The organism is Halorussus lipolyticus (assembly GCF_029338375.1).
Taxonomy (GTDB): Archaea; Halobacteriota; Halobacteria; order Halobacteriales; family Haladaptataceae; genus Halorussus; species Halorussus lipolyticus.
Map to the genome: position 1 here is coordinate 255935 of NZ_CP119804.1, position 23881 is coordinate 279815.

General features: G+C 64.5%; 29 protein-coding genes and 1 tRNA gene. 9 read left to right on the plus strand and 21 right to left on the minus strand.

Going from position 1 to position 23881, the window contains the following annotated elements; translation table 11 throughout:
- Positions 1-316: 316 nt before the first annotated feature.
- Positions 317-1237 carry an NAD-dependent epimerase/dehydratase family protein gene (locus tag P2T57_RS01335; RefSeq protein WP_276300679.1) on the minus strand — a complete coding sequence of 307 codons (921 nt, stop codon included), beginning with the start codon at positions 1235-1237 and terminating at the stop codon, positions 317-319.
- Positions 1238-1430: 193 nt separating this feature from the next.
- Here P2T57_RS01335 and P2T57_RS01340 point away from each other — a divergent pair, with 193 nt between their 5' ends.
- Both P2T57_RS01340 and P2T57_RS01345 read left to right on the plus strand, forming a co-directional pair.
- The gene (locus P2T57_RS01340; RefSeq protein ID WP_276300680.1) at positions 1431-1964 is read left to right on the plus strand and encodes an Rrf2 family transcriptional regulator; all 534 of its coding nucleotides are present in this window, start codon (positions 1431-1433) and stop codon (positions 1962-1964) included.
- A 130-nt stretch (positions 1965-2094) separates the two neighbouring features.
- Complete coding sequence (locus P2T57_RS01345; RefSeq protein ID WP_276300681.1) at positions 2095-3264, plus strand: NAD(P)/FAD-dependent oxidoreductase; 1170 nt, start codon at positions 2095-2097, stop codon at positions 3262-3264.
- A 23-nt stretch (positions 3265-3287) separates the two neighbouring features.
- On the opposite strand, the gene P2T57_RS01350 is transcribed toward P2T57_RS01345, so the two are convergent.
- Positions 3288-3716, minus strand: a complete 429-nt coding sequence (locus P2T57_RS01350) for an FAD synthase family protein (RefSeq protein ID WP_276300682.1) — start codon at positions 3714-3716, stop codon at positions 3288-3290.
- Positions 3713-4222, minus strand: coding sequence for a Mov34/MPN/PAD-1 family protein (locus P2T57_RS01355; RefSeq protein ID WP_276300683.1), 510 nt, complete (start codon positions 4220-4222; stop codon positions 3713-3715). Before P2T57_RS01355 ends, P2T57_RS01350 begins: the two co-directional genes overlap by 4 nt.
- A 261-nt stretch (positions 4223-4483) precedes the next feature.
- On the opposite strand from P2T57_RS01355, the gene P2T57_RS01360 reads away from it, so the two are divergent.
- The 3 genes from P2T57_RS01360 (at position 4484) to P2T57_RS01370 (ending at position 7955) form a co-directional block, all read left to right on the plus strand.
- Complete coding sequence (locus P2T57_RS01360; RefSeq protein WP_276300684.1) at positions 4484-4789, plus strand: hypothetical protein; 306 nt, start codon at positions 4484-4486, stop codon at positions 4787-4789.
- A 215-nt stretch (positions 4790-5004) separates the two neighbouring features.
- Entirely contained in the window at positions 5005-5850 is an 846-nt protein-coding gene (locus P2T57_RS01365) for a hypothetical protein (RefSeq protein ID WP_276300685.1), read from the plus strand.
- Positions 5851-6056: 206 nt separating this feature from the next.
- A complete protein-coding gene (locus P2T57_RS01370) occupies positions 6057-7955 on the plus strand; it encodes a Hef-associated nuclease (RefSeq protein WP_276300686.1) in 1899 nt (632 codons plus the stop codon).
- A gap of 1 nt (position 7956) precedes the next feature.
- On the opposite strand, the gene P2T57_RS01375 is transcribed toward P2T57_RS01370, so the two are convergent.
- Positions 7957-9666 carry a phospholipase D-like domain-containing protein gene (locus P2T57_RS01375; RefSeq protein WP_276300687.1) on the minus strand — a complete coding sequence of 570 codons (1710 nt, stop codon included), beginning with the start codon at positions 9664-9666 and terminating at the stop codon, positions 7957-7959.
- A 79-nt stretch (positions 9667-9745) separates the two neighbouring features.
- Here P2T57_RS01375 and P2T57_RS01380 point away from each other — a divergent pair, with 79 nt between their 5' ends.
- The gene (locus P2T57_RS01380; protein ID WP_276300688.1) at positions 9746-9988 is read left to right on the plus strand and encodes a hypothetical protein; all 243 of its coding nucleotides are present in this window, start codon (positions 9746-9748) and stop codon (positions 9986-9988) included.
- On the opposite strand, the gene P2T57_RS01385 is transcribed toward P2T57_RS01380, so the two are convergent.
- From P2T57_RS01385 to P2T57_RS01395, 3 genes are all read right to left on the minus strand, one after another.
- Entirely contained in the window at positions 9977-10129 is a 153-nt protein-coding gene (locus P2T57_RS01385; protein ID WP_276300689.1) for a DUF7837 family putative zinc-binding protein, read from the minus strand. The genes P2T57_RS01380 and P2T57_RS01385 overlap by 12 nt on opposite strands.
- A gap of 113 nt (positions 10130-10242) precedes the next feature.
- Positions 10243-11544, minus strand: coding sequence for a HEAT repeat domain-containing protein (locus P2T57_RS01390; protein WP_276300690.1), 1302 nt, complete (start codon positions 11542-11544; stop codon positions 10243-10245).
- Positions 11545-11703: 159 nt separating this feature from the next.
- On the minus strand, positions 11704-12429 hold the full coding sequence (locus P2T57_RS01395; RefSeq protein ID WP_276300691.1) for a protein sorting system archaetidylserine synthase: 726 nt from the start codon (positions 12427-12429) through the stop codon (positions 11704-11706).
- A gap of 115 nt (positions 12430-12544) precedes the next feature.
- Here P2T57_RS01395 and P2T57_RS01400 point away from each other — a divergent pair, with 115 nt between their 5' ends.
- Positions 12545-12976, plus strand: a complete 432-nt coding sequence (locus P2T57_RS01400; protein ID WP_276300692.1) for a plastocyanin/azurin family copper-binding protein — start codon at positions 12545-12547, stop codon at positions 12974-12976.
- Between the two features lie 230 nt (positions 12977-13206).
- Here the strand turns inward: P2T57_RS01400 and P2T57_RS01405 are convergent, their stop codons facing one another.
- Genes P2T57_RS01405 through P2T57_RS01420 form a run of 4 tightly spaced genes read right to left on the minus strand, consistent with a single transcriptional unit; the run spans position 13207 to position 15721 of the window.
- Positions 13207-13842, minus strand: a complete 636-nt coding sequence (locus tag P2T57_RS01405; RefSeq protein ID WP_276300693.1) for a 30S ribosomal protein S3ae — start codon at positions 13840-13842, stop codon at positions 13207-13209.
- Positions 13843-13844: 2 nt separating this feature from the next.
- Entirely contained in the window at positions 13845-14099 is a 255-nt protein-coding gene (locus P2T57_RS01410; RefSeq protein ID WP_276300694.1) for a KEOPS complex subunit Pcc1, read from the minus strand.
- Complete coding sequence (locus P2T57_RS01415) at positions 14096-15256, minus strand: exonuclease RecJ (RefSeq protein WP_276300695.1); 1161 nt, start codon at positions 15254-15256, stop codon at positions 14096-14098. Before P2T57_RS01415 ends, P2T57_RS01410 begins: the two co-directional genes overlap by 4 nt.
- Positions 15257-15721, minus strand: coding sequence for a 30S ribosomal protein S15 (locus P2T57_RS01420; protein ID WP_276300696.1), 465 nt, complete (start codon positions 15719-15721; stop codon positions 15257-15259). It lies immediately after the preceding gene.
- A gap of 781 nt (positions 15722-16502) precedes the next feature.
- Here P2T57_RS01420 and P2T57_RS01425 point away from each other — a divergent pair.
- Positions 16503-16574, plus strand: a tRNA-Ala gene (locus P2T57_RS01425).
- A 195-nt stretch (positions 16575-16769) separates the two neighbouring features.
- Here P2T57_RS01425 and eif1A read toward each other — a convergent pair.
- The 5 genes from eif1A to P2T57_RS01450 all read right to left on the minus strand — a co-directional run bounded on the left by eif1A (position 16770) and on the right by P2T57_RS01450 (position 18188).
- A complete protein-coding gene (eif1A, locus tag P2T57_RS01430; RefSeq protein ID WP_135826953.1) occupies positions 16770-17057 on the minus strand; it encodes a translation initiation factor eIF-1A in 288 nt (95 codons plus the stop codon).
- 87 nt (positions 17058-17144) lie between these two features.
- Complete coding sequence (locus P2T57_RS01435) at positions 17145-17336, minus strand: hypothetical protein (RefSeq protein ID WP_276300697.1); 192 nt, start codon at positions 17334-17336, stop codon at positions 17145-17147.
- 10 nt (positions 17337-17346) lie between these two features.
- Complete coding sequence (locus P2T57_RS01440; protein WP_276300698.1) at positions 17347-17550, minus strand: hypothetical protein; 204 nt, start codon at positions 17548-17550, stop codon at positions 17347-17349.
- 73 nt (positions 17551-17623) lie between these two features.
- A complete protein-coding gene (locus P2T57_RS01445) occupies positions 17624-17947 on the minus strand; it encodes a HalOD1 output domain-containing protein (protein WP_276300699.1) in 324 nt (107 codons plus the stop codon).
- Between the two features lie 109 nt (positions 17948-18056).
- Positions 18057-18188 carry a hypothetical protein gene (locus P2T57_RS01450; RefSeq protein WP_276300700.1) on the minus strand — a complete coding sequence of 44 codons (132 nt, stop codon included), beginning with the start codon at positions 18186-18188 and terminating at the stop codon, positions 18057-18059.
- Between the two features lie 169 nt (positions 18189-18357).
- Between P2T57_RS01450 and P2T57_RS01455 the strand changes: the two genes are divergently transcribed.
- Positions 18358-19860, plus strand: a complete 1503-nt coding sequence (locus P2T57_RS01455; RefSeq protein WP_276300701.1) for a DUF7289 family protein — start codon at positions 18358-18360, stop codon at positions 19858-19860.
- Between the two features lie 6 nt (positions 19861-19866).
- Here P2T57_RS01455 and P2T57_RS01460 read toward each other — a convergent pair whose 3' ends face one another.
- Genes P2T57_RS01460 through P2T57_RS01480 form a run of 5 tightly spaced genes read right to left on the minus strand, consistent with a single transcriptional unit; the run spans position 19867 to position 23881 of the window.
- Positions 19867-20724 (minus strand): DUF7289 family protein, encoded by an 858-nt coding sequence (locus P2T57_RS01460; protein ID WP_276300702.1) that lies wholly within the window; start codon positions 20722-20724, stop codon positions 19867-19869.
- A complete protein-coding gene (locus P2T57_RS01465) occupies positions 20717-21244 on the minus strand; it encodes a DUF7266 family protein (RefSeq protein WP_276300703.1) in 528 nt (175 codons plus the stop codon). The genes P2T57_RS01460 and P2T57_RS01465 overlap by 8 nt, the downstream gene beginning before the upstream one ends.
- Positions 21241-22740 (minus strand): DUF7261 family protein, encoded by a 1500-nt coding sequence (locus P2T57_RS01470; protein ID WP_276300704.1) that lies wholly within the window; start codon positions 22738-22740, stop codon positions 21241-21243. The genes P2T57_RS01465 and P2T57_RS01470 overlap by 4 nt, the downstream gene beginning before the upstream one ends.
- Entirely contained in the window at positions 22728-23336 is a 609-nt protein-coding gene (locus P2T57_RS01475; RefSeq protein WP_276300705.1) for a DUF7288 family protein, read from the minus strand. Before P2T57_RS01475 ends, P2T57_RS01470 begins: the two co-directional genes overlap by 13 nt.
- A gap of 2 nt (positions 23337-23338) precedes the next feature.
- Positions 23339-23881 (minus strand): DUF7287 family protein, encoded by a 543-nt coding sequence (locus P2T57_RS01480; RefSeq protein WP_276300706.1) that lies wholly within the window; start codon positions 23879-23881, stop codon positions 23339-23341.

Consider the following 23881-nt stretch of genomic DNA (forward strand, 5'->3'; position numbering starts at 1 on the left):
TTTCGAAACCCCCGGATAAAGAAGACGTGCTTTTCGGTCGGCGCTACACTTGCGTGTGAGAGTCGTGATAGTCGGTCGGAGACGGACCGTAGAGGTCGTGGTCTCGAAAGCCCTCGCGCGGTTCGCGGTCTCTCAGCGACATATCCTCGGTTCGCCTGACGGCTCACCTTCGGATAGGGGTCGCTGAGACGACCACGTAAACGCGAACCCCGCTCGCCCTTTCAGTCCGCCAAGGAAGGGGAGTGGTTCACCGAGTGACGCGAGTGGTCGGTCGAGATGTCGAAATCGGCGGTAGGTCGAGAAGTCGAGTGCTTGCTTATTCGTAGTACGAGCAGACCCGCTTCAGGCCCTCGTCGAAGCTGATTTCGGGTTCCCACCCGGTCGCGTCCTTCATCTTCGAGGAGTCGGCCATCGTGTCGTGGACGTAGACCTTCTCGGGGATGGGGTTCTCGACGTACTCGGGTTCGATGTCGGTGCCAAGTTCGTCGTTGAGGCGCTCTACCAGCGTGTTGAGGCTGTAGGACTCGCCGGTGCCGAGGTTGTAGATGCCGGTGAGTTCGTGGTCGGCGGCGAGTTCCAGACCGCGAGCGATGTCCGAGACGTGGGTGAAGTCCCGCGTCTGAGTGCCGTCGCCGTAGATGACCGGGGATTCCCCGTTGGCGAGTTCGTCGGCGAACTGGGCGATGAGGTTGGCGTACTCGTCTTTGTGTTCCTCCGCGCCGCCGAAGCCCTCGTAGACGCTGAAAAAGCGCATGCCTGCCATGTTCATGTCGTAGTGGTACGCGAAGTACTCGGCGTAGCGTTCGCGGGCGAGTTTCGACGCCTCGTAGCCGGTTCGGGCTTTCACGTCCATCTCCTCGGGCGAGGGTTCGGTCCGGTCGCCGTAGATAGAGGAGGTCGAGGCGTAGACCACGGTGTCACACCCGTCCTCTCGGACTTGCTCGACGGTGTTGACGAACCCCTCGACGTTGACTCGTGCGCCCTTGGCAGGGTCCTCCTCGTGCATGGGATACGACGAGAGCGCGGCGAGGTGGAACAGCACGTCTACCTCCTCGGTCGGCAGGTCGTCCTCGACGACGCTCACGTCGTGGAACTCCACCGAGTCGGCCAGATTCTCGGGCGTGCCGAGATAGAGGTCGTCCACCGCGATTACGTCGTTGTCCTCGGCGAGTCGGTTCGCCAGATTCGACCCGATGAAGCCTGCACCGCCGGTTACCAGCACGCGCTTGCCGTTCATAGTTCGATTCACCTCGGCCACCGTGAAATCGGTGTCGTTCTCTCGGTAGGTCTGGACCGGACTCCGGGCGACTCCGGCGCAGGCCGTCTGAATGCGAGGGGGTTAACTGTAGCCGGGGGTAAGAGTGTGCTCCGACCGCACGCCTTCTCCCGGTTCGTGCCATTTAAGGCAATCAATTGCCAAGGATTCGGCAATGTCCACTATCGAGCTGACCGCCAGCCAGAAGAAGATTCTCCGCGCACTCGTAGACCTCCACCGCGAAACCGAGGACGCGGTCAAAGGCGAGGACATCGCCGACGAAGTAGACCGCAATCCCGGTACTATCCGCAATCAGATGCAGAGCCTGAAGGCCCTCCAACTGGTCGAAGGCGTGCCCGGTCCGAAAGGGGGGTACAAGCCGACCGCCAACGCCTTCGACGCCCTCGGCGTTCAAGATATGGACCAAGAGGCCGAGGTCCTCCTCCACCACGAAGGCGAAGTTGTCGAGGACGCCAACGTCGAAGAAATCGACCTCGCAAGCGTTCACCACCCCGAACTCTGTCGCGCCGAGATTCACGTCCGCGGGTCGGTCCGGGAGTTCCACGAGGGCGATTCGGTTCGCGTGGGTCCCACCCCGATGTCGAAACTCGTCGTCGAGGGGACCGTCGATGGGAAAGACGATACCAACAACATCCTCATCCTGAAAATCGAGTCGATGGAAGCCCCCGCCGAGGAGCCAGACCACTAGCCCTCTTTTCAGCTTCTCAATATCTCCACCGGCGATTCTCGGTTTTTCGCCCGCTTTCGTGCTAGATACTCACACTCATCTCCTTCAGGGTTTCAAAGCCTTTGTATCCCCTGCCTCCGGAGTTTCCGATATGACTGAGAAGGTCGTCGTACTCGGCGCGGGTTACGCCGGTGCAGGCGCGGTCCAGACGCTCGAAGAGGAACTTGAACATGCGGACGCCGAAATCACGTGGATTTCGGAAAACAACTACCACCTCGTTCTCCACGAGTCTCACCGGGTCATCAGCGACCCGAGCGTCGAGAACGACATTACGATTCCGGTCGGCGAAATCGCCAGTCCCAGCACCGAATTCATTCAGGCCCGAGTCGAGGGCGTGGACACCGACGACGAGTCGGTCGAACTCGACGACGGCGACACGGTGGACTACGACTACCTGCTGGTCGCGCTCGGTAGCCAGACCGCCTACTACGGCATCCCCGGCATGGAGGAGAACGCGCTGACGCTCAAGGGTCTGGACGACGCCCGCGAGATTCACGAACAGGTCAAGGAGGCCGCCTCGCAGGCCTCGCGCAACGACCCCGCGAAGGTCGTCATCGGCGGTGCCGGTCTGTCGGGCATCCAGAGCGCGGGCGAAGTCGCCGAGTTCCGCGACGAGCGCCGCGCCCCCATAGACATCTACCTCGTGGAGGCCCTCGAAGAAATCATGCCCGGTCAGGACTCCGAACTGCAGGGTGCGGTCCGACGCCACCTCGAGGAGGCCGACATCGAGATTATGACCAACGACCCCATCACGGAGGCCGACGAGGACACCATCCACTTCGACGAGGGCGAACCCCTCGACTACGACGTGTTCGTCTGGACCGGCGGTATCACCGGGCAGGACGCGCTGGACGACTGCAACCTCGACAACGAACACAACCGCGTCACCTGCGAGTCGGACTTCCAGACCAGCGACGAGAACGTCTTCGCTGTCGGCGACTCGGCCGTCATCGACCAAGGCGACAACCCCGCCCCGCCGACTGCACAGGCCGCGTGGCAGGCCGCTGATGTCGTCGCCGAGAACATCGCCCGCGCTATCAACGACCAACCGCTGGAGACGTGGACCCACGAGGACAAGGGGACGGTCGTCTCCATCGGCGAGACGGCAGTCGCCCACAACGTGAAGGCCGGCGGGATGACCTTCCCGGTCCGGACGTTCAACTCCTACCCCGCCCAGTTCCTCAAGAAGGCCATCGCCGCGCGCTGGATTGCGGACATGAGTTCGCTCCCCAAGGCGCTGAAGGCGTGGGACTCGCTGTAACGCTCTAAGAAGACAGTCCGTTTCTATCCGCGTTCTTCCAGAATCCGGTCGATAATCCGCCCAGTAGAGAGGAGTTCGCCCTCGTACTCGGGGTCCCGCGGTCCCGCACGCCGGACCGTACACTCGACGCCGCGCCGGGCGAGTTCCTCCTCGATTGCGGTCTCGTCGTGGTGCTGGTCGTGGCCCAACGCGATGACGTCCGGTTCCATCTCCTCGATTGGCGCGAAGATGTCGTCGGGGTGGCCGACGCGGGCGTCGTCAACCGGGTCGAGTGCGGACACCATGTCCCGGCGCTGGCGGTTGGGCAGAATCGGCGGTTCCTTGTGCGTGACGTTCTCCCGGCGGGCGACGATGACCGTGAGTCGGTCGCCGAACGCCTTGGCGTCCCGGAGATAGTGGACGTGGCCGGGGTGAAGGATGTCGAAGGTTCCCTGTGCGATAACGTGCGTCATGTGAATTCCTCGTCGTCGAAGTCGTAGTCAAGTTCGGCGTCGATGTCGGCCTGCGTGAAGTCGAAGAACGATTCGCCCTCCGGGAGCGACACGTCGAGGACGTCCAACTCCCGAGGCTTCCCCTCTCGGTCGAAGGCCTTCCAGTCGTCGTCGCCGTAGGGGTAGCCGATGATGATGTGGACCTTTCCCTTGCCGAAGGTGGCGAGGTCGGCGTCGCTGGGCTTGAGGACGCCGTTCGGGTGGGAGTGGACCGACCCGACCGAGTTGAAGTCATTGGGGACTTGACTGGTCTTGACCGTGGCGCTCACGCTGTTGGACTCGGTGCCGGGGATGACGAGTACGTCGGTGATGACGGTCCCGTCGCGTTCGAGTCCGAGCGCCTTGGCGTCCTCGCCCCGGAGAAAGCCCATGTACTCGTGAGGGTGAGCGTCCTCGGAGGCCGCGAGGGCGAACTGAAGGGCCTCCTCGGCGATACCGAGGATTTCGCTCGACCGAAAGAGCCGCATGGCCAAAACTCCGGGCGGGCGCGTTCTAAAGGTTGCGTTGCGCGTGGAGTCCGGTGCGCGACGCCCGACCCACTCGTTTCAGCGAGCCACAATGTTTTTGCACCCCGGATAAGTAATAATGTTAATATGGTGAAAAGAAGGTCGGTCCTTGCGGGAGTATCATGCTGTCTGGCAGGTGGCGGATACGTCGCTCTGACGCGCTCCGGGTCGAACGAAGGCACGATGGAGACGGGCGGCCAAGGTAATGGATGCCGGAGCGGTGTGGAACAGCGCCCAGCGAACGGGACGTTCGAGTTCGTCAACATCCTCCAGTTCGAGGAGGTAGAACTCCACATCGAGGTGAAAAGCGAGAACGTCGAACGCATCGAAATTAGCTCGGACGGTGAGACGGTTCACGCAGTTTCGAGCGTGACGGAAGGGAGACAAAAGATAACCTTCGCAGTGGACGACGCGACGACGTTCGACATCACCGTCTTGGACGGAGACGGGTCGGTCATCGATTCGGCACGATTCTACTCGAGATGCTCCTCGCAGACGACCGGTAGTAGCGGGGCGACCACTTCGTAGCAGTCGCTATCGGGGCGTGCGATACCGCAACTCTCTCGTGGTCCTCGTTTTGTCGCTGTTACGCCGACGATAGCCGAAACGACGACAGAGTGCCGCATATATTCGCCACCAAAGTATAAAATATTTTATTATTACTAACTTACAAAGAACTTAATGCAGTTGGAATTTTTATATTATTTGTGGATAGAAAAGATACCACATCAAGTCGAAGAAACGTGATAAAAACGATAGCCGGTTCGGCGACAATTCTCGGTGTCGCTGGGTCTGCACAAGCCGCGTCGTCAGAGAAGGCGAGCGAGAAGAAGGTCGGGGCGAAGTCGAAAACGACCCGACTGTCGGATGAGAACGCGCTCAGCCGGAGCGAAGTCGAAGACGAAATCCAACGTCTCGCCCAGAAGTACGGCGAGGAGAGCGCCAAGGGTATCGTCGCCGGGCCTGTCGATACCCAGAGCGGCGCGTTCGGCGACGACGTAATGACTACCTCCGGTAGCGGACCGAGCAACACCCAGAACCTCAACTACTTGAAAAGCTGGAATCAGGACTACAAGGTCCGCGGTGGAACGCCGGAACGACTCCTGCTGACGACCGACCACTTCCTCTCGGTCTACAAGTCGAACGAGAAGGACGACCAAGGTCGCTACCACTACTTCTACTGGCACTGGTCGCAGACCGAGACCAACAGCGACTACTGGCACGACGAGACCCACCTCAAGTTCATGCGGAACAAGCTGAACATCCGCAGTACCGACGAAGAGGTCACGGACGTTTCGCCCTCCTCTACGAGCGACCTCAACGGTCGCCAGAAGAGCGTCGGCGTAACCGTCGGGTACGGCGGTGCAGAGTTCGGCATCTCCGGAGAGGTCTACGTCAAGGACGCCACGTTCGGTCCGGAGACCGGCGGCGTCGATAAGGGTCCGGCAGGCGAGTTCTCGGCGACGCTGGACGCGAACGGTACGCAGGGCCGACAGTCGCTGAACGCGACGACCGTAACTCGGCAGGCGAGAGACCGGAGCGGATTCTACGATTGCAAGTGGACGACCTACTGCGAAGGTCGTCAGTAGACGTCTGCCGACCGAACGCCGGCGGTAGACGGCTCGGACGGTCCGTCTGATAGCAGTTCGACCCGACCCCACACCCGGTGAGGGGTGTGCTGAGACGCTTTTTTACTAGCAAAGTTTGCGCGCCGATGACCGAGACGGCTCTCCGAACGACACACGAATCCAGTTGCAAACTCTTAAACTCGGCCGAACCGAAACCACGGGCAAGAATGACATCTACTGCTGACTCGGGCGAGGAGACTGTCGTCTACGACCTCGACCCGGACTGCACCCTCGAAGACGTAGCAGAGGGTAACTACTACCACGCCACCGTCAACGGCGTGGTGGACTACGGCGTGTTCGTGGACCTCTCCGAATCGGTCTCCGGACTCGCTCACGAGTCGAACTACGAGGGAAGCTACGAGGTCGGCGACGACCTCGTGGTCGAGTTGACCGAGATTCGGGAGAATGGCGACCTGAGCTTCGACCCCGTGGAACTCGACGAGTACGAGACCGTCGAGGTCGGTCACGACTACGACATCGCCGACGCTGGCGAACTCGGCGACGAAATCGGCGAGACCGTCCACCTCGAAGGCGAGGTCGTCCAAATCAAGCAGACCGGCGGCCCGACCATCTTCCACGTCAGCGACGAGACGGGAGTCATCCCCTGCGCCGCCTTCGAGGAGGCCGGCGTCCGGGCCTACCCCGAGGTCGAAATCGACGACGTGATTCGCGTGACCGGCACGGTCGAGGAGCGCGACAACGCCCTACAGGTCGAGGTCGATTCGCTCGACGTGCTGGCCGACGGCGACGCCGACGACGTGCGCGAGCGCCTCGAAGCGGCCTTCGAGGAGCGCGCCGAACCCCACGACCCCGAACCGCTCGTGGAGTGGCCCGCGCTGACCCAGATGTTCCCCGACCTGAAGCAGGTCGCCGCGCAACTTCGCCGGACCGTCCTCGAAAGCCGGCCGATTCGGGTCCGCCACCACGCCGACGGCGACGGGATGTGCGCCTCGATTCCGGTCCAGTACGCCTTGGAGCAGTTCATCGAGGACACCCACCAAGACCCCGAGGCCAAGCGCCACCTGTTCAAGCGCCTGCCCTCGAAGGCTCCCTTCTACGAGATGGAGGACGTGACGCGGGACCTCAACTTCGCGCTCGAAGACCAAGCCCGCCACGGCCAGAAACTCCCGCTCCTGCTGATGCTCGACAACGGGAGTACCGCCGAGGACGTGCCCGCCTACGAGAATCTGGCCCACTACGACATCCCCATCGTGGTCGTTGACCACCACCACCCCGACCCCGAGGCGGTCGAACCCTACGTGGACAACCACGTAAACCCGTACCTCTACGACGAGGACTACCGCATCACGACCGGGATGATGTGCGTCGAGTTGGCCCGGATGATTTGGCCGCCGATTACCGAGGAACTCCAGCACGTCCCCGCCGTCGCCGGTCTCTGCGACCGGTCGAAGGCCGACGTGATGGCCGACTACGTGGACCTCGCCGAGGAGGAAGGCTACGAGGAGTCCACCCTCCGCGACATCGGCGAGGCGCTGGACTACGAGGCCCACTGGCTGAAGTACGACGCCGGGCGCAACCTCATCAACGACGTGTTGAACGTCGGCAGTGACGACGAACAGCGCCACCGCGAACTGGTCTCGTTCCTCGCCGACACCGCCGAGTCCGAGGTCGAGGACCAACTCGACGCCGCGATGCCCCACGTCGAACACGAGCGACTCGACAGCGAGGCCAACCTCTACCGCATCGACGTGGAGAACCACGCCCACCGATTCACTTACCCCGCGCCGGGCAAGACGACGGGCGAAATCCACGACCGGAAGGTCCAGCAGACCGGCGAACCGGTCATCACCATCGGCTACGGCCCGGACTTCGCGGTCCTGCGGTCTGACGGCGTGCGTCTCGACATCCCCGAGATGGTGACGGAACTCAACGAGGAAATCGTCGGCGGCGGCGTCTCCGGCGGCGGCCACCTCGTGGTCGGGTCCATCAAGTTCGTCCCCGGCATGCGCGAGGAAGTGCTGGACGCGCTGGTCGAGAAGATGGCCGACGCCGAAATCGACGAGGAACTGCAGAGTACGACGGTCGGCCACGAGCAGGACGACTGATTCAGCGACGTTTCTCGAAAATCACCTCTCGTTTTGCGACGGCGAGCGCCACGATAGCCCCGACAGCGACAGCGCCGAGTAGTCCGACCGGTAGCCGACTCGCTCCGCCGCCCGGCCCGCCCGCGCTGGCTTTCCAGTCGCTATCGAAGGCCCCGGCGTAGAATCCGCCGACCTCCTCGCCGCGCAAAATCACGGCGACTTCCCGGTTCTTCCGCGCCGAATGGTTGTTCCAGTTCAGACTGCCGACGACTGCGGCCTCGCCGTCCACGACCACGCCCTTGGCGTGAATCTTCTCGTAGCGCCCGCGGGGGTCGGCCATCCGGGCGTCGAGGGGGAGGTTCTCGGCCTCGGCGCGGTCGTTTAGCCACTCGACTAGTTTTCGGTTGTCCTCCTCGACGTACCACGCGCTGGACAGCAGGATTTCGACCGAGACTTCTCGACGCGCGGCTCCGAGGGTTGCCCGCAGAAGCGAGTGGCGCTTCCCGCCGATGGAAACCTGTTGGACGCGCACCGACTCGTCGGCGGAGTCGAGTAGGCGAACCAGAGCATTCTCTGCGTTGTCTGGAGCAATAATTACACTACTTTGAGCAACGTCTACGTTTTCCGCTGGGATTTTGGCGGGGTACGAACCGTTCGCGGGTGCGCCGTCGGCGGGGGTGAAGCTTTGGCCGCGACTGAACGCCGACCACGGCGTCGCGCCGCGCCATCCGGCGTCCGCGCGGAAGACTCCCGCGAGCTGGTCGGCGGTCTCCTCGCTCCGGACCACCGCGCCCCACCCACGGCTGGCGTTACCGCCGGTGCCTGAGGGCTTCCAGTTCTCGGTCATCACGAGCGCCCGGTCGTCCGCGACGGCGTACTTCGCGTGGTGGAAGTCGTAGCGCGCTCGGGGGCCGCCGACGACCCGGACCTCGACTCCTCGGGCCACCAGCGAGTCCAGAAGTTTGGCCGAGCGCCGCGAAAGCCCACCCACGGGTGCGCCGTCCACCAGCACGCGAACGGAGACGCCGCGCCGGACGGCGGCGGCGAGCGCGTCGGCGACTCTGGGCGAGGAGAAGGTGTAGCCCGCCAGCAGGACGCGCCGGTCGGCCTCCCGGATGGTTTCGAGCGGGACCGCGGGCGCGTCGGGCAGGACGAAGGCGCGGGCCTCGGTCGGGCCGGCGTGGCGGACCCCGAAGTCGGTCGCGCCGAGGGGCGTCCACCGCCAGCGAGCGTCGGCGCTCGCGGTCCGGGTCTCGACGCGGTGCCAGCGTTCGCCTTCCGGGGCGTCCTCGTAGGTTGCGGTCGAGGCCGTCGCGTTCCCCCGAACGAGTCGGAGGAGTTCGCCGCCGTTGGCCAGCGAGAGGTCGCCCGCGAGGCCGAGGACCGTCACGTCGGTCAGGTTCCGGGCGTCCTCGGGGTCGGGCGAGAACGCGACCCGGCCCGAGACGGTCGCGTTCGGAATCGAGACTGTCGATTCGCCGTCGGCGAGCGACCAGTGGGAGGCGTTGGTCGGACTCTCCGGGAAGCGCACGACCACGAACTCGCCAGAATCGCCGTCGGCCACGGGGTTCGGGTAGACCGCGACGATTTCGGGAGTCGCGTCCGCGTTCGGGGTGTCCGTGGGCGTGTTCCCGTCAGTCGCGGTCGCTGGCGGTGCAGTCGCCGGCGCGACGACCGCGAGCAGGACGACCGCGACCAGTACTACCGAGGAGGACGAAATAGGGGGCGACACGCGCAGGGTTGGCCGCGCTTTCGGACTTAAACCCTCGGGGACCGGTGGCTTTTTGCTGGCTACGTTCGGCCGTGTGGATATGGTGGACTTGGCGCTGGCACTCGAACTAGCGGGATACGCACTCGGCGCGCTCGGCGCGGCGTTGGTCTTCTTCGAGTTCTTCCAACTCCCGAGTTACGTCGAGTACAGCGAGGAGTACAACGACTACAGCGTGGACATCTCGCCGATGGAAGTGACCGAACACACGTGGATTGGCCGCATCGGGGCCTTTCTCCTCATCGTCGCGTTCGCACTCGAATTTCTGGCGGCGCTACTCGCCTGAGGGGTGAACCACGTCCCGACAGTCGGGACACTCGGCGAACGCCGCGGGCCTGCCCTTCGACTCGTACTCGATGAGAACGCAGTCGCGGGTGATGGCTTCGCCGCAGTTCGGACACCGCCCGAGCGTCGATGCGGGTGACATGCGACTACTCGGGTGAACGGACACGACTGGCTTTGTTATCCGGAATCTAACAAGTAGTAATGCGGCGTTACCACGCGACGGGCCGGTGAGGGCCTCGACGGCCCGCAGGAGGCCTACGCGGTCGGTTCCGCCTGATTCTCGACGGCCTTCTCGGCCTCGGCCTGCACGAGGTAGACGTTGTCGTCGGCGTAGGACCGAACCGCTTCCAGCGCGCGCTCGGTGCCGATTTGGTTGAGCGCCCACGCCGCGCTGGCCCGCACCTCGTCGGTCTCGTCGTTTTCGAGCGTGTCGGCCAGCGGGTCGATGGCCCGCGTGTCGCCGATGAGACCGAGCGACCGGGCGGCCAGACTCCGGACCGACGAGTCGTCGGCGTCGAGTCGGTCGGCCACGTCTTGGGTGGCCTCGTCGCTACCGATTTTGCCGACCGACTTCAGCGCGGGCTTGGCGAGACCGGGGTCGGAATCCACGTAGTCCAGCACCGCGTCCAGACCCTCCTCGTCGCCGATGTTGCCGATGGTTCGAATGGCGGCCTCGTCGCGGCGCTGGGCCTTCTCCTTCATCTTGTCGAGCGAGTCGGGGTGGCCCATGCGTTCGAGCGACTCCATGCAGTGTTCCTCCATGAAGTTCGACTGGAAGTTCTCCAGCGCGAGGACCACCATGTCAACCCGGCCGCGCTGTTCCCACGTCTTGACGGCGTGCCACTCCGGCGGGTAGTCTTTGGTGTTATCGACGTGTTCGTAGAAGCCTTGGGCCTGCAACTGCTCGCGGGTTTCGAGGTCGTCCCACTCCTCGGCGTCCTCGACGCCCGCCTCCAAGTTGTCGGTCGCCTCCAGCAGTTCCGCGATGGTCTCGGCGTCGTCGTCGGGGTCCAGACCCGCGGCCTCGACTGCCGAAACGGCCGCATCGAGGGTCCCTGCGAGGTCGTCGGTGTCGGTCGAAATCGTTGCCGACACGTCGGTCCCGAGGGTCTCCTCGACGTCCGCGACGAAGGCCTCGACGGTCTCGGCGAGTTCCTCGCGGCCGTCGTCGGTCCACTCGGCGCTCTCGACGGTGGACTTGGCACCCTCGATTTCCTCCACGACATCCTCGGCGTAGGGGCCGCGCTCGGCTTCGAGTTCGCTCCGGAGATCCGCGAGGCGGTCTTCGAGTCGCTCTCGCGGGTCCTCTGCGTCCTCGTCGTCCTCATCGGGTTCGGGGAGGTCGGCGTTCTCGATGTGGTCCTCGATGTCGTCTAGCTGGGCCTCAACCTCGTCCAAGTCGGCCTCGGTCTCGGCCGCTTCGAGGTCGGCCTCCGCAGAATCGAGTTCCTCGTCGAGTTCCTCCTCGGAGAGGACTGTTTCGAGTTCCTCGGTCTCGGCTTCCTCGGCCGGTTCCTCGGCGTCGGTCTCGTCGCCCGCTTCCTCCTCGTCGCTCATTCGTCCCACCCCGCAAGGCTTACCGGACTCATATGGTGAAAACTCCGGGCGTACACTTCAAGAGCGTTTCCCTTCCACCTCGCGGGACTCGGCCTCCTCGGGGGAGTCACCTCGTCGGGGGCCACCATGTTCTCGGGGCCGCCATATTCTCGGGAACCGTCACGTCCGCGGGGCCTCGACCTCGTGGGCGTCGAGGTCACAGTCGGCGTCCCGCCAGTAGAATCGCGGGCCGAGCAGGAGATAGGCCAGCGCGGCCCCAAGCAGGAGTTTGGGGAAAGCACGCCCGAACGCGGTCGGTGCGAGGATGGCCAGCGCCTGCACGCCGCCCATCGCCAGCGCGTCCCGCGGATAGAGGTCGGGGTACGTCACGCGCGTCACCATCAGATAGGCGAACGCGCCGGTAGTCACCAGCAGGACTGCGGCGTTACCGACGCCCGCGACCACCGTCGCCGCGAGTATCGTCGCTGAGAGCGTACTCGGCACGCCCTCGGTGTGGCCGTTTCCCACGTCGTAGGCGGTGTAGAGGCCCAAGCGAACGACCGCCATCGCCACGAAAATCGCGGGCACGCAGAACGCCGCGATGGTCCTCGCGGAGGGGTCGGTCAGCCCCCAGTGCCCGCGAGCGACGACGAACACCAACACTGCGGGAGCGACCCCGAACGAGGCCACGTCGGCCAGCGAGTCCAGATACTCGCCCGCCGGGGTGCTACCGAGTTTCTTGGCGATAACCCCGTCGAGGCCGTCGGCGACTGCCGCCAGCAGAATCAACCGCGCCGATAGCTCCGGTTCGATGGTGGCGACGACGACGGCGAGAAAGCCGAGCGCGGCGTTCGTGACCGTCACCGCGTCGGCGACACCCAACCGACCGACGAACCGGGGTTGCATACATGCGGGGTGGGCGACGGCCGTTGATACGTTTTTTCGTTTCCGGGTGTGCTTGGAGACGGTTCCCGCGCGACCTTCCGCATGACCTAAATCGCTCGCGTCCCGAGGGTCGGACATGGACCGCCGAACTTTCCTCGCCGGGAGCGCGACCGTCACAGCAGTCGGTCTCTCGGGGTGCAGTGCCCTCCAGACAGGGAGCGCGAACGTCGAGCAGGGCGAGTACGACATCGGCATGGGGTCGGCGTTCTTCCGACCGGCCGAGTTCGAGATTTCCGCGGGCGAAACGGTCGTCTGGGCCAACACGGGCAACCGCAGACACACCGTCACGGCCTACGAGGACCAGATTCCCGACGACGCCGAGTACTTCGCCTCCGGCGGGTTCGAATCGGAGGAGGCCGCCCGCGATGGCTGGATGGGCAACTTCGAGGGGCGGATCGAGTCGGGCGAGACCTACGAGGTGACATTCGATATTCCGGGCGAATATCACTACTTCTGCATCCCGCACGAGCCATCGGGGATGGTCGGGAAAATCGTCGTGACGGAATGACGGTCTGTCTCGGGTCAACCGTCGTCCAATCGCCTCCGGCACGAACGTAGTCGATAGCTCGCGTCGAGCAGTATGCACTGTACTGTCTATGGAACTGTTGCTGTTTCTTTAGAACTGATTCTTGTTTTCCTCAGACGTGAGTAGTTATCTCTCGGCGAGACGGCACGACCGCTTGCCGACTTCGCATCTGCAAGAAAACGGAAAGTCGAGTCGAACTCCGAAGTCCGCGCTCAGACTTCGACTTCTTCGTCGTCCACGTCCACGGAGGTCTCCTCCTCGGCGGCGACCTCTTCGGGACGGGCTTCCATCGTCGCCTTCTGAATCTCGACTCTGCGGAGCGGGTAGATGGTCTTGGCCTCGCCGTAGATGGCCGACGAGAGGCGACCCTCGACCACGCTGTCGATGAGGTCCTCGAAGGTGCGGTCCTCGGCGGCCTCCTCCACGATGTCGATCATCGTCCGGCGGATGGCCTGCTCTTGGCTGGCGTCGGCGCTCTTGGTCGTGAACGCGACGGGCTGAATCTGGACGCGGTAGTCGTCGGTCGTCAGGACCGTGATGTAGGCCTCGATTTTGGAGGCCCCGCGTCGCACGAGACTCCGCAGGTAGTCGCGGGTGAGTTCGTGCTTGATGAACTCGGTGTAGGCCGAGTCGCTACCCACGTCGTTGATTTTGAACGTGAGCTTGGTGTTGTTCTCGCTGGCGTCGCCTTTCAGCTCGCCGAGCGTGGTCTCGACGTTTCTGCCGAGCACTTTTTCCGGTTCGTCTGCGGGGGTGCCGCCAAGCTCCTGTCGGTCGAACTGCTGGGGAGCGTGGATGGTGTACCACCGCTTTTCCTGTTTCTGCTTGGATACTGAGCGTTCACTCATAGTTAGTGTGTATCGGTGTCTGCGTTCGCATCTGCGTGTCGTTTGGCTGTCTGTACGACTTCCTGTGCCACCGTGAGGTTCACAACGTAGTCGTCCACCGTGGTCCGGAGGCCGCCGGTCGTCTCGCGCTCGATAGCGGTGACAACTGCGCCGTCCTCGACTCGCGTGTCGATTTGGGGCGTGTTGTCCGGCCGGACCGAGGACGCAAGCGTCTCGGCGTCGTCGGTCTCGGTCCGAATCGTCGCCGACCGACTCATGCTCTGGCCTCCCGGAAGGCAGACAGGAACTCTTTGGTGTCCGTCTCGGGGTCGAACTCGGCGTAACCGCGGGTCGCCGTCCCACCGCCTGTCCCGCCGACTGCTCTCGCGGCCGTCTCCATCGCCGTGCCGACGCCGGACGCTTCGACTGCGGCCGCTCCGGCCGACTCCTCGCTCACGACGAGCGCGACCGGTTCGGGCGACCGGAAGTCCCGCAGGAGGCGGGCGACCGTCTCCGCGGGCGCGTCGTCGGTCCGGAGCGCGAACAAGCCGTCGTACCGGCCCGTGGTCCCGTTCCGGAGGACGGCGTGGACTCGCTCGGCGTGGTCGCGCCACGCATCGAGTGCATCGGCGCGAGCGTCGTGACCGAGCGCGACTGCGACGCCGGTGCCGGGTCGCTCGCGGGCGACCGCTTCCAGCACGTCGGCGTAGCCTTCGACTGTGGCGAAGGGTGCATCGGGCGTAGTGTGAGGCCGGAGCGCACGCTCGACTGCCTCGGCAGAACGGTCGGTCGCGGCGTCTGCTCCGGTGACCGCCAGCGCGAACTCGGAGGCGACCCTGCGGTGGGCCTCGTCGTCGAGTTCGGCGGGCAAGCCGAGTTCGGCCAGCGCGGCCTGCACGGCCCCGGTATCACCCGAGTAGCCGGCGTGCGCCAGCGTCGAGTGGGCGAGACCGTCCGCGAGGTCCGCGGTCGGAATTCCGACGCCGGGTCGGCGCTCGACGCCCTCGTCGCGGGCCGATTCGAGGAGGTGGGCACTCTCGCCGCCACCGACCGGGTATCCCCCGGCGGCGACACCTGCGAGTGCGAGCGTCGGGTCGGGGGACGCGCCGAGGTCCCGCGCCGCGTCGAAGGCGGTGACACTCGCGGGCGTCTCGTCGGCGGGCAGGTGAGCGTCCGCAGAGGGGTCGAGACCCACGCCGACAGTCGTGTCGTCGGCGGCGGGGTCGTCGGCCAGCGTCTCGCCGAACCGACCGACCCGGACCTGATAGGGCACACCGCACTCGGTGAGTGCGCGTGCCAGCAGGCCAGCGGCGGCCAGACAGTCGCCGTCGGCCCGCGCGAGGACCCGAACGAAGTCGGCCTCGCGCAGACTCACAGCGACGTCGCTCGCCGTGGGATGCTCGTCCCCGCCGTTCGTTCGACCCGAGGTAGACATCTATTCGGTGAGTTCCTTGGCGGTCTCGTAGGAGTAGGTGAAGTCGGCGTCGAGTTCGTCACCGCGGTAGTAGTCGATGAGGCGACGGACCTTCGACTGAGTGTTCTGGAGCGCGCGCTTGTTCTGAGCGTCCTGCGGGTTCTCGTCCATGTGCTCTCGCAGTCGGACGGCGCGCTCGAGCAGGTTGTAGAGGTCCTCGGGGATGTCGTCCTCGGCGTCGTTGTCCTCGAGAATCTCGGTGACCTTCTTGCCGGTCGCCAGCTTGACGTCCGGAATCGGCGTGCCCTTCACGCCCTCGTCGCGCAGTTTGAGGCCGATTTGGCTCGGGCTGTGGCCCTGCTCTGCCAGTTCGACGACGCGCTCCTCGATGGCGTCCTCGTCTACGTCGCTCCACTCCGGGGGTTCGTCTGCCACCGGCTTGTCCGAGTCGGACGAGCCACGGCGGCGGGTGTGCATTCGTGCCATTGTTAGCTGATTGGAACTGCACAGGCCGCTCGTCGCAACCAGAGGGACGTCGCGTGCTGTTGCGTCTGGGTGACGCGGCGCACGTCCGCAATCCCGAGTCGGGCAATCACCCGACGAGTCAGATTTGCGGCTGTGCTGTTCCCGTAGTCCATCGGATGCGCGTCGGAGGGTAAAGCTTTACTATATTATACCGGGTTCGAGACTCTCACAATCGATTCGGCGCGTGCTGGCGCGGCGTCGTCGGGAGCGAAGCGACCGACGGCTCGGCGGACGCGGTTTGTCCGCCGGCGGCTTGTTCGCCGCGCCGAACCGCGCGAGGTCGTCGAGAGCGTAGTCGTTCGAAAATCGAAGATTTTCGTGATCACGAGAGCGTCGCTCTCGGACGACGACCGACTGCTCGGCAGACGCGGTTTGTCTGCCGGTGGATGAGTAGCGCAGGAGCGAAGCGACGAGCAACGCAATCGGTTGGGGAGGACGTGGCCCGCGGTTGCGGTGCGGTAGACGGCTTTGCTCAAGCCTGAAGCTAGCTTCTCGCCGGTCTTGCTCGTCGTTCTACGACTTCCCTTCCGAACACCACCAGCAACCGCTAAGAAATAATAATCTATTCAAAAGAAATAGATAGAGGTGTTAAAGAAACCTCTACAACTACGAAGTACAACGAAGCCCGACCACAAACCACCCACGACCGTCGAGCTGTCGCGTGGTGCGTCACCTGTTCCCGGTGGTAATCGGAATCCGAGAGGTTTATCAATCACCCCGGCCAACGAAGAAATGCGTTCGAGGGCTCGTAGATCAGCGGTAGATCATCCCCCTGGCACGGGGAAGGCCTCGGGTTCAAATCCCGACGAGTCCACTTCCTTTCCTCCTTCACTTCGTTCAGTCGAAAAGTCGTGGACTCGTCGACCCTCGCAAACAAATCGCGTTTGCTCGGTCCCGACGAGTCCACCGCGACCTTTTACCTGCCTACTCGCTTCACTCGTCCTTGGAAAGCAGAGGTGCGCCTATCCACTGACTGAAACAGCGAGAGCGGAATCGCAAAATAATCGCGTTAGACGTTGATGTGGCCTTCGCGTCGCAGTTGGTCCTGCGCGGACCCGTCGTAGCGCCATTCGATGTCGGCCTTCTCGTCCTGCCAGTCCCACGGTTCGCACAGCACGATGTCGTCGCGTCGAATCCAGATTCGCTTGCGCATTCGGCCCGGAATTCGGCCCATGCGCTCTACGCCGTCGTTACAGCGGAGGCGCACGCGGTTCTTACCGAGCATCTCGGTTACGATGGCAAACTGCTCTGAATCGTCGGGCATGCGGAGGTTCCGTCGCCCAGAATCTTCACTCACAACCTACATACGAGTCGTGGCCTTTTAAAAGGTTTCATCGTGCGTGGCAGAGACTCTCGCCCCGAACTCGTCGCCTCGCTCGCGGGTTCAGAAGTCGGCCCGCGAAATCCACTCGCGCGCGACGGCGACGAACCACGCCATCCAGATTGCGAACACCAATAGCCAGACGCCGTACCGAACCAGCGGGTTGGACACGAGGAGATACGCTCCGCCGACCAGTGCCCCAACTATGACCAACGCGAGGACGTTCCGAGACGACGGCCCGAGGAGGTCACGCATCGAGGCCTCCTCACGGATTCGTCCGCGAGCGGACAAGTAACATCACGACGCCGATGGCCAACAGCATGACGATACTGGAGGTGCCGATAACCACGAGTTGCGCGTCCTCGCCGTTGCCGCCGATTGCGGCGACCACTTGGAGCGCCCCGGCCCCGACGAGGACGACGACGAGCGCGGCGAGTCGCCAGTCGAACCTGTGCGACGCGGTTGCCATATGCTACCACAGTAGTCGAAGGGACGTAGTTGTATCGCCGACCCCACGGACGCTCTCTCGGAGGAAAATCAGGCTACCCCTGCACGACGACCCGACCGCCCGAGTGAATCGTGACCTCGTAGATGTCGTAGGGGAAAGAGACCGACACCTCGTCTCGCAGGTCGCCGTAGCGTCGAGTGTGGAACAGTAGTTGGAGCGCGTCGCAGTCCACGACCGAACTCAGTGGCGTCATCTGTGCGGGGTCGCGTTCGAGGACTTCCGAGAGTGCGAGCGCGAGGCCCGTGCAGACTTCGCCATCGAGCATGTGATGGCTAATATCGAAGACGTAGGTAGAGGTCGAATCGCCGTCCGCAGACGTAGATTCGATTTCGACGGGGTCGATGTTTTTTCTCGACATACTCATACTGGTTGCTATACCTTATCAGGGAGCGGTGTACATAGGTTTTCCGATAGCGAAACGGCCGGTAGAAGCATCGAGACGCGAACCTATCGGGGTTCGGAGATGGTTAGCTCCCGCGGAATAGGTAGAGTCCGATGCCGAGGAACATCACCAGTCCGCCGAGGATGAACGTGCCGGGTATCGGGAGTACGAACAGTCCCGCCCCGACGAGCATCACGACGGTCGAGAGTTGTGGCATACGGGAGGGACGGGAGCCATCAGTGTAGGGCTTGTGGCGCGGGTCGAGTCGGTCCGAGGCCCCGGCCGAGAGCCTTCGAAGTCGTCGGTGCAGTCCGGGGTTCGGCTTACAGATTCGGCAGGTATCCGCCCATCAGATTTATGCTATCGGCCTCGAAAGCAAGCGGAAAATGTGGCGCGCTTCTGAGTCGTCGGCGAGAGGCCAGTCCGAGACCCTCGGGGTCGTCTTGCTGTTGGCCATCACCATCGCCGGGACGGGCCTCATCCTCGGGTTCGGCGACGCGGCGTTCGAAGACACTCGGTCCTCGACCGAAATCCAGCAGGCCGAACTCGCCATGACGGTGTTCGACTCTCGGGCCGCGAAGGTCGCGCTCGGCGACTCCGACGTGCAGACCGTCGATTTCGGGGGCACCACCGGAACCCTCCGCCCGAAACCCGGAGACGGGAGAATTACCATCAAGCACGTCGATTACGACGGTACCGGCAGTGACGAGATTCTGTATCAGAACTCTCTCGGGTCGCTGGTCTACGAGAACGACGACACCGAACTCGTCTATCAGGGCGGCGGCGTCTGGCGACGGGACGGGAAGGGTGGCGTCTCGATGGTCTCGCCCCCCGAGTTCCACTACCGGGGTTCGACCCTGACCCTGCCCCTCGTCCGGGTCACCGGGTCCGGCGGGTCTGCTGGCGGGGCGAAAGTCCGAGTCACCCGAGGAGCCGCGATGAAACACGTCTTCCCCGACGCCTCCCAACACTACGACGACGACTCCTCGGAGCCGACGTACACCAACCCCTCGGAAAACGGAAAGGTCCAAATCGTGGTCGAGAGCGCCTACTACGAGGGGTGGGCCGACTACTTCCGCGAGCGGACCAACGCCAAGGTGGACGTGGACGACGCCGACCGGGAGGTCACCGTCGAGCTAATCAGTACGGGCAACACCGGTTACTTCGAGATGCCGGGCGAGGACGGGTCGGTGGACGTGCGGGGCATCGCGGGCCACAGCATGACCGACTTCGAGATTACGGTTCGGCCCGACGACACCGACAGCGCCAACTTTGCGAACCTCAAGTGGTCGATGTACGTGGACAAGGGGACCACCCAGTTCGAGATTCACGTCCGCCAGAACGGCGGAAGCGGGTGTAACGCCGTCGCCTCGGCGACCGTCTACTACTCGTCGGACGACGGCGCACACGAGCAGGGGTGGTACGACGGCGACGCCTTCGAGGCCGAGTGCGGCGACTACAACGGCGACGGCGACGACGAGGTTCGGATGGTGATAGACTTGGTGGACGACGACGACGGCGACGGGAGCGTCCACGACGCCGAATCCGACGACCCTCGACTGACATACACCGACCTCAGCAACAGTCAGGTCATGAATTTCAAACCCAAGGGCACCCCACGGGACCCCGTGACCTTGGATGGCCACAACCCGCCCGCGAGTTGGGAATCGAAGAACTACGAACCGGACGACGGTGACCGAGAGACGCTGGACCGAGTGGTCAACCACTACACCTCCGAAATCGGCGGGTTCGCCCTGACAATCGACGACAAGAGCAGTAACACCGTCAACGAGGGTGCGTCCTACGGCCGAATCGAGTACGGCGGTGGCGGACGATACATCACCTACCTCCACGTCACCGACAACGAAATCGAAGTCGAGACGGCGTGAGCGTGACTAACTGAACGACACGTCCACCCGAGTCGCGGTGACGTAGAGTCGCTCGACGCCGAGGGAACACGTGACGGTGCCACCGGAGACCGAACAGGCGTCGGCCTTCCACGAGTCGGGGATGCGTTCTTCCAGACTTTCCTCCCAGACCGGCGCGCGCGTCGGCGAGGTCCGGATGGTGTAGGTGATTCGATACTCGTCGCTCCCGTCGTTGTCGGGGTCCGGGTCGGCCTCGTCGGTGCCGTCGCCGTCGGGGTCGGCCGTGGCGTCGGAGGGGGTTGCGAGCGCGCCGAGGACCTCCGACCCGAGATTTTCGGTGCGAATCCGGACCGTCGAGGAGCCACCGACTCCGCTACTCCCGGTCCGGCGCGTCTGGACGAACGGAATCACCGCGGTCTTGGTCGCGCCGTCCGTCCGGAACACCGACCCCGGTCGTTCGAGGACGACGCCGCCCGACCGCTGTTCCCGGAAGACCGCCCCGTTCTCATAGACCAACTGCACCGCCGAGTCGGTCGGCGAGTAGGTGATGGGGTCGAGATTGGTGCTGTACCGGGGCGTCGCGGGCGCGTTGGTGACTTCGACCGTCAGCGTGGTCTCGTCGTCGTAGCCCAGCGAGGCCTCGGAGAGTTTGATTTCGGTGGCGCGACTGGGTGCGCCTCGGTGTTGGAGGTCGCCCACGTTGTCGGCCAAGATGTCGAAGACGCGCTCGGCGTTCGAGACGCGCTCCTCTTGGCGGGCGTCCTGCAGTCCGGAGAAGCCAACGGTGTAGACGATGGCCGCCGTCGAGGTGATGAGCGCGAATATCAGCACGAAGCCGATAACGTCGCTGACGCCGCGCTCGGCGGTGCGTTTCCGGTCAGGCATCTTCCACCACCAACTCGGAGGTCGAATCACCGTCGGGGTCGGCGTATCGAATCAGAATCTGTTGGCCCCTGACCGACGACTCGGCCAGCGGAGTCTCCAGCGTGAGTTCGACCCTGACGGTCAGGTCGGTGTCGGTCGCCGACAGTCGGAGGTATGGCTGGTCGGAACCGGGGTTTCGCAGGTCGATGCTGTAGGTCCGGCCCGCGACCTCTCGGGGTAACTGGCGCTCGATTCGGAGGGTGTCGCCCGCGCCGCCGTCTGCGGTCACAGCGAGTTCGTCGGCCGCCACCAAGTCGGCGGCGAGTTGCTGGCCGATGACTTGGAGTTCCGACCGGACGGTCTGTTCGCGCTGGTCGGCCACGATGTCGCCGCCCGCGACCAGCAGTCCGGTGACGACGAGGGTCGCCACCGTGAGGTTCAGGACGTAACCGAGCGTGGTCGAGACCCCGCGGTCGTCCCGGCGAAATCGGTCGGCGAGGCCGCCGTGACCGGATTTCGGCGCGGTTCGGTCACGACTCATTGCGGACACCCCGTTCCGGTCGTGCCGTCCGCGGCGTGGGTCTCGGCGTCGGTTCGTGCGTGGCCCGCGTCGTCGGTCACGGTGACGACGACCGTGTAGGTCTCACTACCGCCGTTCGAGTCCGAGACCGTCACAGTCCCCGAGTCGGTCGCGCCGCCGACGCCGACCGTGGTCGGTCCGGCAACCGTGGTTCCGCTCTGCTTCAACTCGACGGTCACGCTGTCGAGGTCGGCGTTCGGGTCCGTGACCGCCCACGACACGTCGAAGGAGGCGTCGGTTCCACTGTCGTCGGTCACGCTGAAGTCGGTGATTCGGGGATGCTCCGGGGCGGGTCCGGGTTCGCCGGGGGCGGACCGGAGGTCGGTCTCGTAGGTCACCGACTCGCTGACGAACCGGAAGTCCACAGCGGTCGAGTAGACCGCCGCCGCGGCGTAGGGTCCGCTTCCGGGACTATCGGCGTAGGTCGGTCCCGCGCAGTGGCGGCCGTAGTTCGCGCTATCGACGCGGTTCTTGAGCGTGTCGCCGGTCGCGTGGCCTGCCCGGTCCACGGTGAGTTCGTAGGTCCCGATTACGTCGTCGCCGTTGACGTAGTAGACGTTGAGCGGACCGTCGGCCTCCGCGAAGAACGACAGGGCCTCGCAGTGCTGGCCGCCGATGGTGGCGTCAGTGAGGTCCACGACGGCGGAACCACCGGTGGCTTGACACGACCCGATTGAGGTCTCGGTCTCCTCGTCCCAGACCATCACGCCGACGCTCCCGCCGGCATCGTAGACGCCGACCTGCCATTTCTGGGACCCGTCGGCCTCGCGGACCTCCACGAAGAAGGTGCCCTTCGCTTTCGGGTCGAAGGAGGCCGTCGCGCTCACCAAGTCGGCTGATGAGACCCCCGAGAGTCGGAAGTTTCGGACCTCGGCGTCGGCCGCAACCATCCAGTGGGGTTCGGCGTAGCCCAGCGGGGTGGCACCAGCGGACTGCGGTCGGAACTCCCCGGCGGACTCGTCGGCGATTCTGGTCCCCTCCGTGGTTCCGGCGGTGGCGACGCTGACCGTCCGGCCCGAGACCACCTGCTGGCGGACCGCCATCGGTCGCCAGTCGGCCAGCGCAGTCGGGAGGTGGGTCCCGGACAGCACAGCGTAGTCCGCGCCGGCGCGGTTCCGATTCACGCTGTCGGCCACGCCGCCCACGCCGTCGCGGACGCTCTCTCGAACGTCCACCGCCGCGCCGGTACCGGCCTCACTGCTTCGACTCGCCAGATTCTGGGTGTAGATGGCGGAGTTGAGAACCACCGCCAGCACGACCAGCGAGACGGCGAGCGCGAGCGCCCCGACCAGCACGAGTTGGCCTCGGTCGGCGGTGGCGCGCTGATTGCGGTCGGCATCGGTGCGGGCGTCTCTCGCCCGGCCACGCTTCGTTTGAGCATTTTTATTCATCGCTTTAGAATGGTTTTCGTTTGTCCAGCGTCGGACGCGCTCGGCGAGTCCGTCTATTGTCGCCATACCGTCACCTCCACCGTGACGACGTTGTAGACGCTACTGCCCGACCCCGAGTCGGGGACGTAGAAGCCCGTTGCCCCGTCGCCGAGTTCGTCGCCGGTCGGTTCGGCCACGTCGTCGCCGTCGGGGTCGGCGTAACGAACGTCGTCGTCGTACAGCGTGAGCATGGTCGTGGCCGTCGCCGCGTTGTCGCTGGGTTCGCCGCGGTAGACCATCGGCTGTTTCCGGCGGGTTCCGCTCGAATCGACGTAGACGACGTGGACGTTGAGCGCGATGCCGCGCTCGTCGAACGTCCGGGTCAGCGCGTCGAGGAATCGGTTGGGCGGGTCGTTCGTGTTGGTGTAGTGCTGGCCGTTGTCCGCGCCGTGGAACCGCTTCTTGCTGGCGTCCCAGAACAGGACCGCCCGGCGGAGCGCCCCGGACTCGGCGGTCGTCTGGAGCGCGCCCTCCGCCGTCGCTCGCTGTTGGTTCTCGATGTGCTGGCTCGACGTACTCCCCGACAGCGGCGTGACCGCCGTCACCTGATAGGCGAAGACGAGCGCGCTGATGAGGAGCAGTCCGGCCACGACGCCTTCCAACGTGTGTGCCTGTGCCCGCATCGTCACCACATCCTCACGAGAAGCGTCGCCTCGCGGTTCTGAATCGACACCACTCGCCGAGCGACCACGACCGACCCGGTTTCGTCGGGCGGCGTCCCACCGGCCGCGAACGTGGTGGCGCACGACTGGTCGGTCTCCTCGTCGATGATGCCCGTGCCGTCGTCACAGAGTAGGTCGGGGTCGCCATCGCCGTCGGCGTCCTCGCCCACGAGTCGGACGTTGACGTTCGCGTCGTCGGCCAGTCCAAGCCGTTCCTGAAGCGTCGTCCCGTCGAACCGGCAGTCCGGTGGCGACGACTCGGCGGGCGGCCCGGCGAGCGCGAAGAACGACGTGGTACACGAGTCGCCGAGGACGAACGGCTCGACACCCCCGGCGAGGAGCCGTCGGCTGAGTTGGTTGGCCACGCGGTCGCCAGCGACGATTTCGTCGCCGTCGCCGGCGTCGAACGGTTGGAACATCCCCGGCAGGAAGCTGACGACGAACGCGACGGTCAGCAGGAAGACGCTCATCCCGATGGCGAAGTCCAGAGTGGTTTGTGCGCGCAT

Bases quoted from the DNA above. Each gene is read 5' to 3' on its own strand.
- P2T57_RS01335 (WP_276300679.1), bottom strand. From the start codon at position 1,237: ATGAACGGCAAGCGCGTGCTGGTAACCGGCGGTGCAGGCTTCATCGGG.
- P2T57_RS01340 (WP_276300680.1), top strand. From the start codon at position 1,431: ATGTCCACTATCGAGCTGACCGCCAGCCAGAAGAAGATTCTCCGCGCA.
- P2T57_RS01345 (WP_276300681.1), top strand. From the start codon at position 2,095: ATGACTGAGAAGGTCGTCGTACTCGGCGCGGGTTACGCCGGTGCAGGC.
- P2T57_RS01350 (WP_276300682.1), bottom strand. From the start codon at position 3,716: ATGACGCACGTTATCGCACAGGGAACCTTCGACATCCTTCACCCCGGC.
- P2T57_RS01355 (WP_276300683.1), bottom strand. From the start codon at position 4,222: ATGCGGCTCTTTCGGTCGAGCGAAATCCTCGGTATCGCCGAGGAGGCC.
- P2T57_RS01370 (WP_276300686.1), top strand. From the start codon at position 6,057: ATGACATCTACTGCTGACTCGGGCGAGGAGACTGTCGTCTACGACCTC.
- P2T57_RS01380 (WP_276300688.1), top strand. From the start codon at position 9,746: ATGGTGGACTTGGCGCTGGCACTCGAACTAGCGGGATACGCACTCGGC.
- P2T57_RS01385 (WP_276300689.1), bottom strand. From the start codon at position 10,129: ATGTCACCCGCATCGACGCTCGGGCGGTGTCCGAACTGCGGCGAAGCC.
- P2T57_RS01390 (WP_276300690.1), bottom strand. From the start codon at position 11,544: ATGAGCGACGAGGAGGAAGCGGGCGACGAGACCGACGCCGAGGAACCG.
- P2T57_RS01395 (WP_276300691.1), bottom strand. From the start codon at position 12,429: ATGCAACCCCGGTTCGTCGGTCGGTTGGGTGTCGCCGACGCGGTGACG.
- P2T57_RS01400 (WP_276300692.1), top strand. From the start codon at position 12,545: ATGGACCGCCGAACTTTCCTCGCCGGGAGCGCGACCGTCACAGCAGTC.
- P2T57_RS01405 (WP_276300693.1), bottom strand. From the start codon at position 13,842: ATGAGTGAACGCTCAGTATCCAAGCAGAAACAGGAAAAGCGGTGGTAC.
- P2T57_RS01410 (WP_276300694.1), bottom strand. From the start codon at position 14,099: ATGAGTCGGTCGGCGACGATTCGGACCGAGACCGACGACGCCGAGACG.
- P2T57_RS01415 (WP_276300695.1), bottom strand. From the start codon at position 15,256: ATGTCTACCTCGGGTCGAACGAACGGCGGGGACGAGCATCCCACGGCG.
- P2T57_RS01420 (WP_276300696.1), bottom strand. From the start codon at position 15,721: ATGGCACGAATGCACACCCGCCGCCGTGGCTCGTCCGACTCGGACAAG.
- P2T57_RS01435 (WP_276300697.1), bottom strand. From the start codon at position 17,336: ATGCGTGACCTCCTCGGGCCGTCGTCTCGGAACGTCCTCGCGTTGGTC.
- P2T57_RS01440 (WP_276300698.1), bottom strand. From the start codon at position 17,550: ATGGCAACCGCGTCGCACAGGTTCGACTGGCGACTCGCCGCGCTCGTC.
- P2T57_RS01445 (WP_276300699.1), bottom strand. From the start codon at position 17,947: ATGTCGAGAAAAAACATCGACCCCGTCGAAATCGAATCTACGTCTGCG.
- P2T57_RS01450 (WP_276300700.1), bottom strand. From the start codon at position 18,188: ATGCCACAACTCTCGACCGTCGTGATGCTCGTCGGGGCGGGACTGTTC.
- P2T57_RS01455 (WP_276300701.1), top strand. From the start codon at position 18,358: ATGTGGCGCGCTTCTGAGTCGTCGGCGAGAGGCCAGTCCGAGACCCTC.
- P2T57_RS01460 (WP_276300702.1), bottom strand. From the start codon at position 20,724: ATGCCTGACCGGAAACGCACCGCCGAGCGCGGCGTCAGCGACGTTATC.
- P2T57_RS01465 (WP_276300703.1), bottom strand. From the start codon at position 21,244: ATGAGTCGTGACCGAACCGCGCCGAAATCCGGTCACGGCGGCCTCGCC.
- P2T57_RS01470 (WP_276300704.1), bottom strand. From the start codon at position 22,740: ATGGCGACAATAGACGGACTCGCCGAGCGCGTCCGACGCTGGACAAAC.
- P2T57_RS01475 (WP_276300705.1), bottom strand. From the start codon at position 23,336: ATGCGGGCACAGGCACACACGTTGGAAGGCGTCGTGGCCGGACTGCTC.
- P2T57_RS01480 (WP_276300706.1), bottom strand. From the start codon at position 23,881: ATGCGCGCACAAACCACTCTGGACTTCGCCATCGGGATGAGCGTCTTC.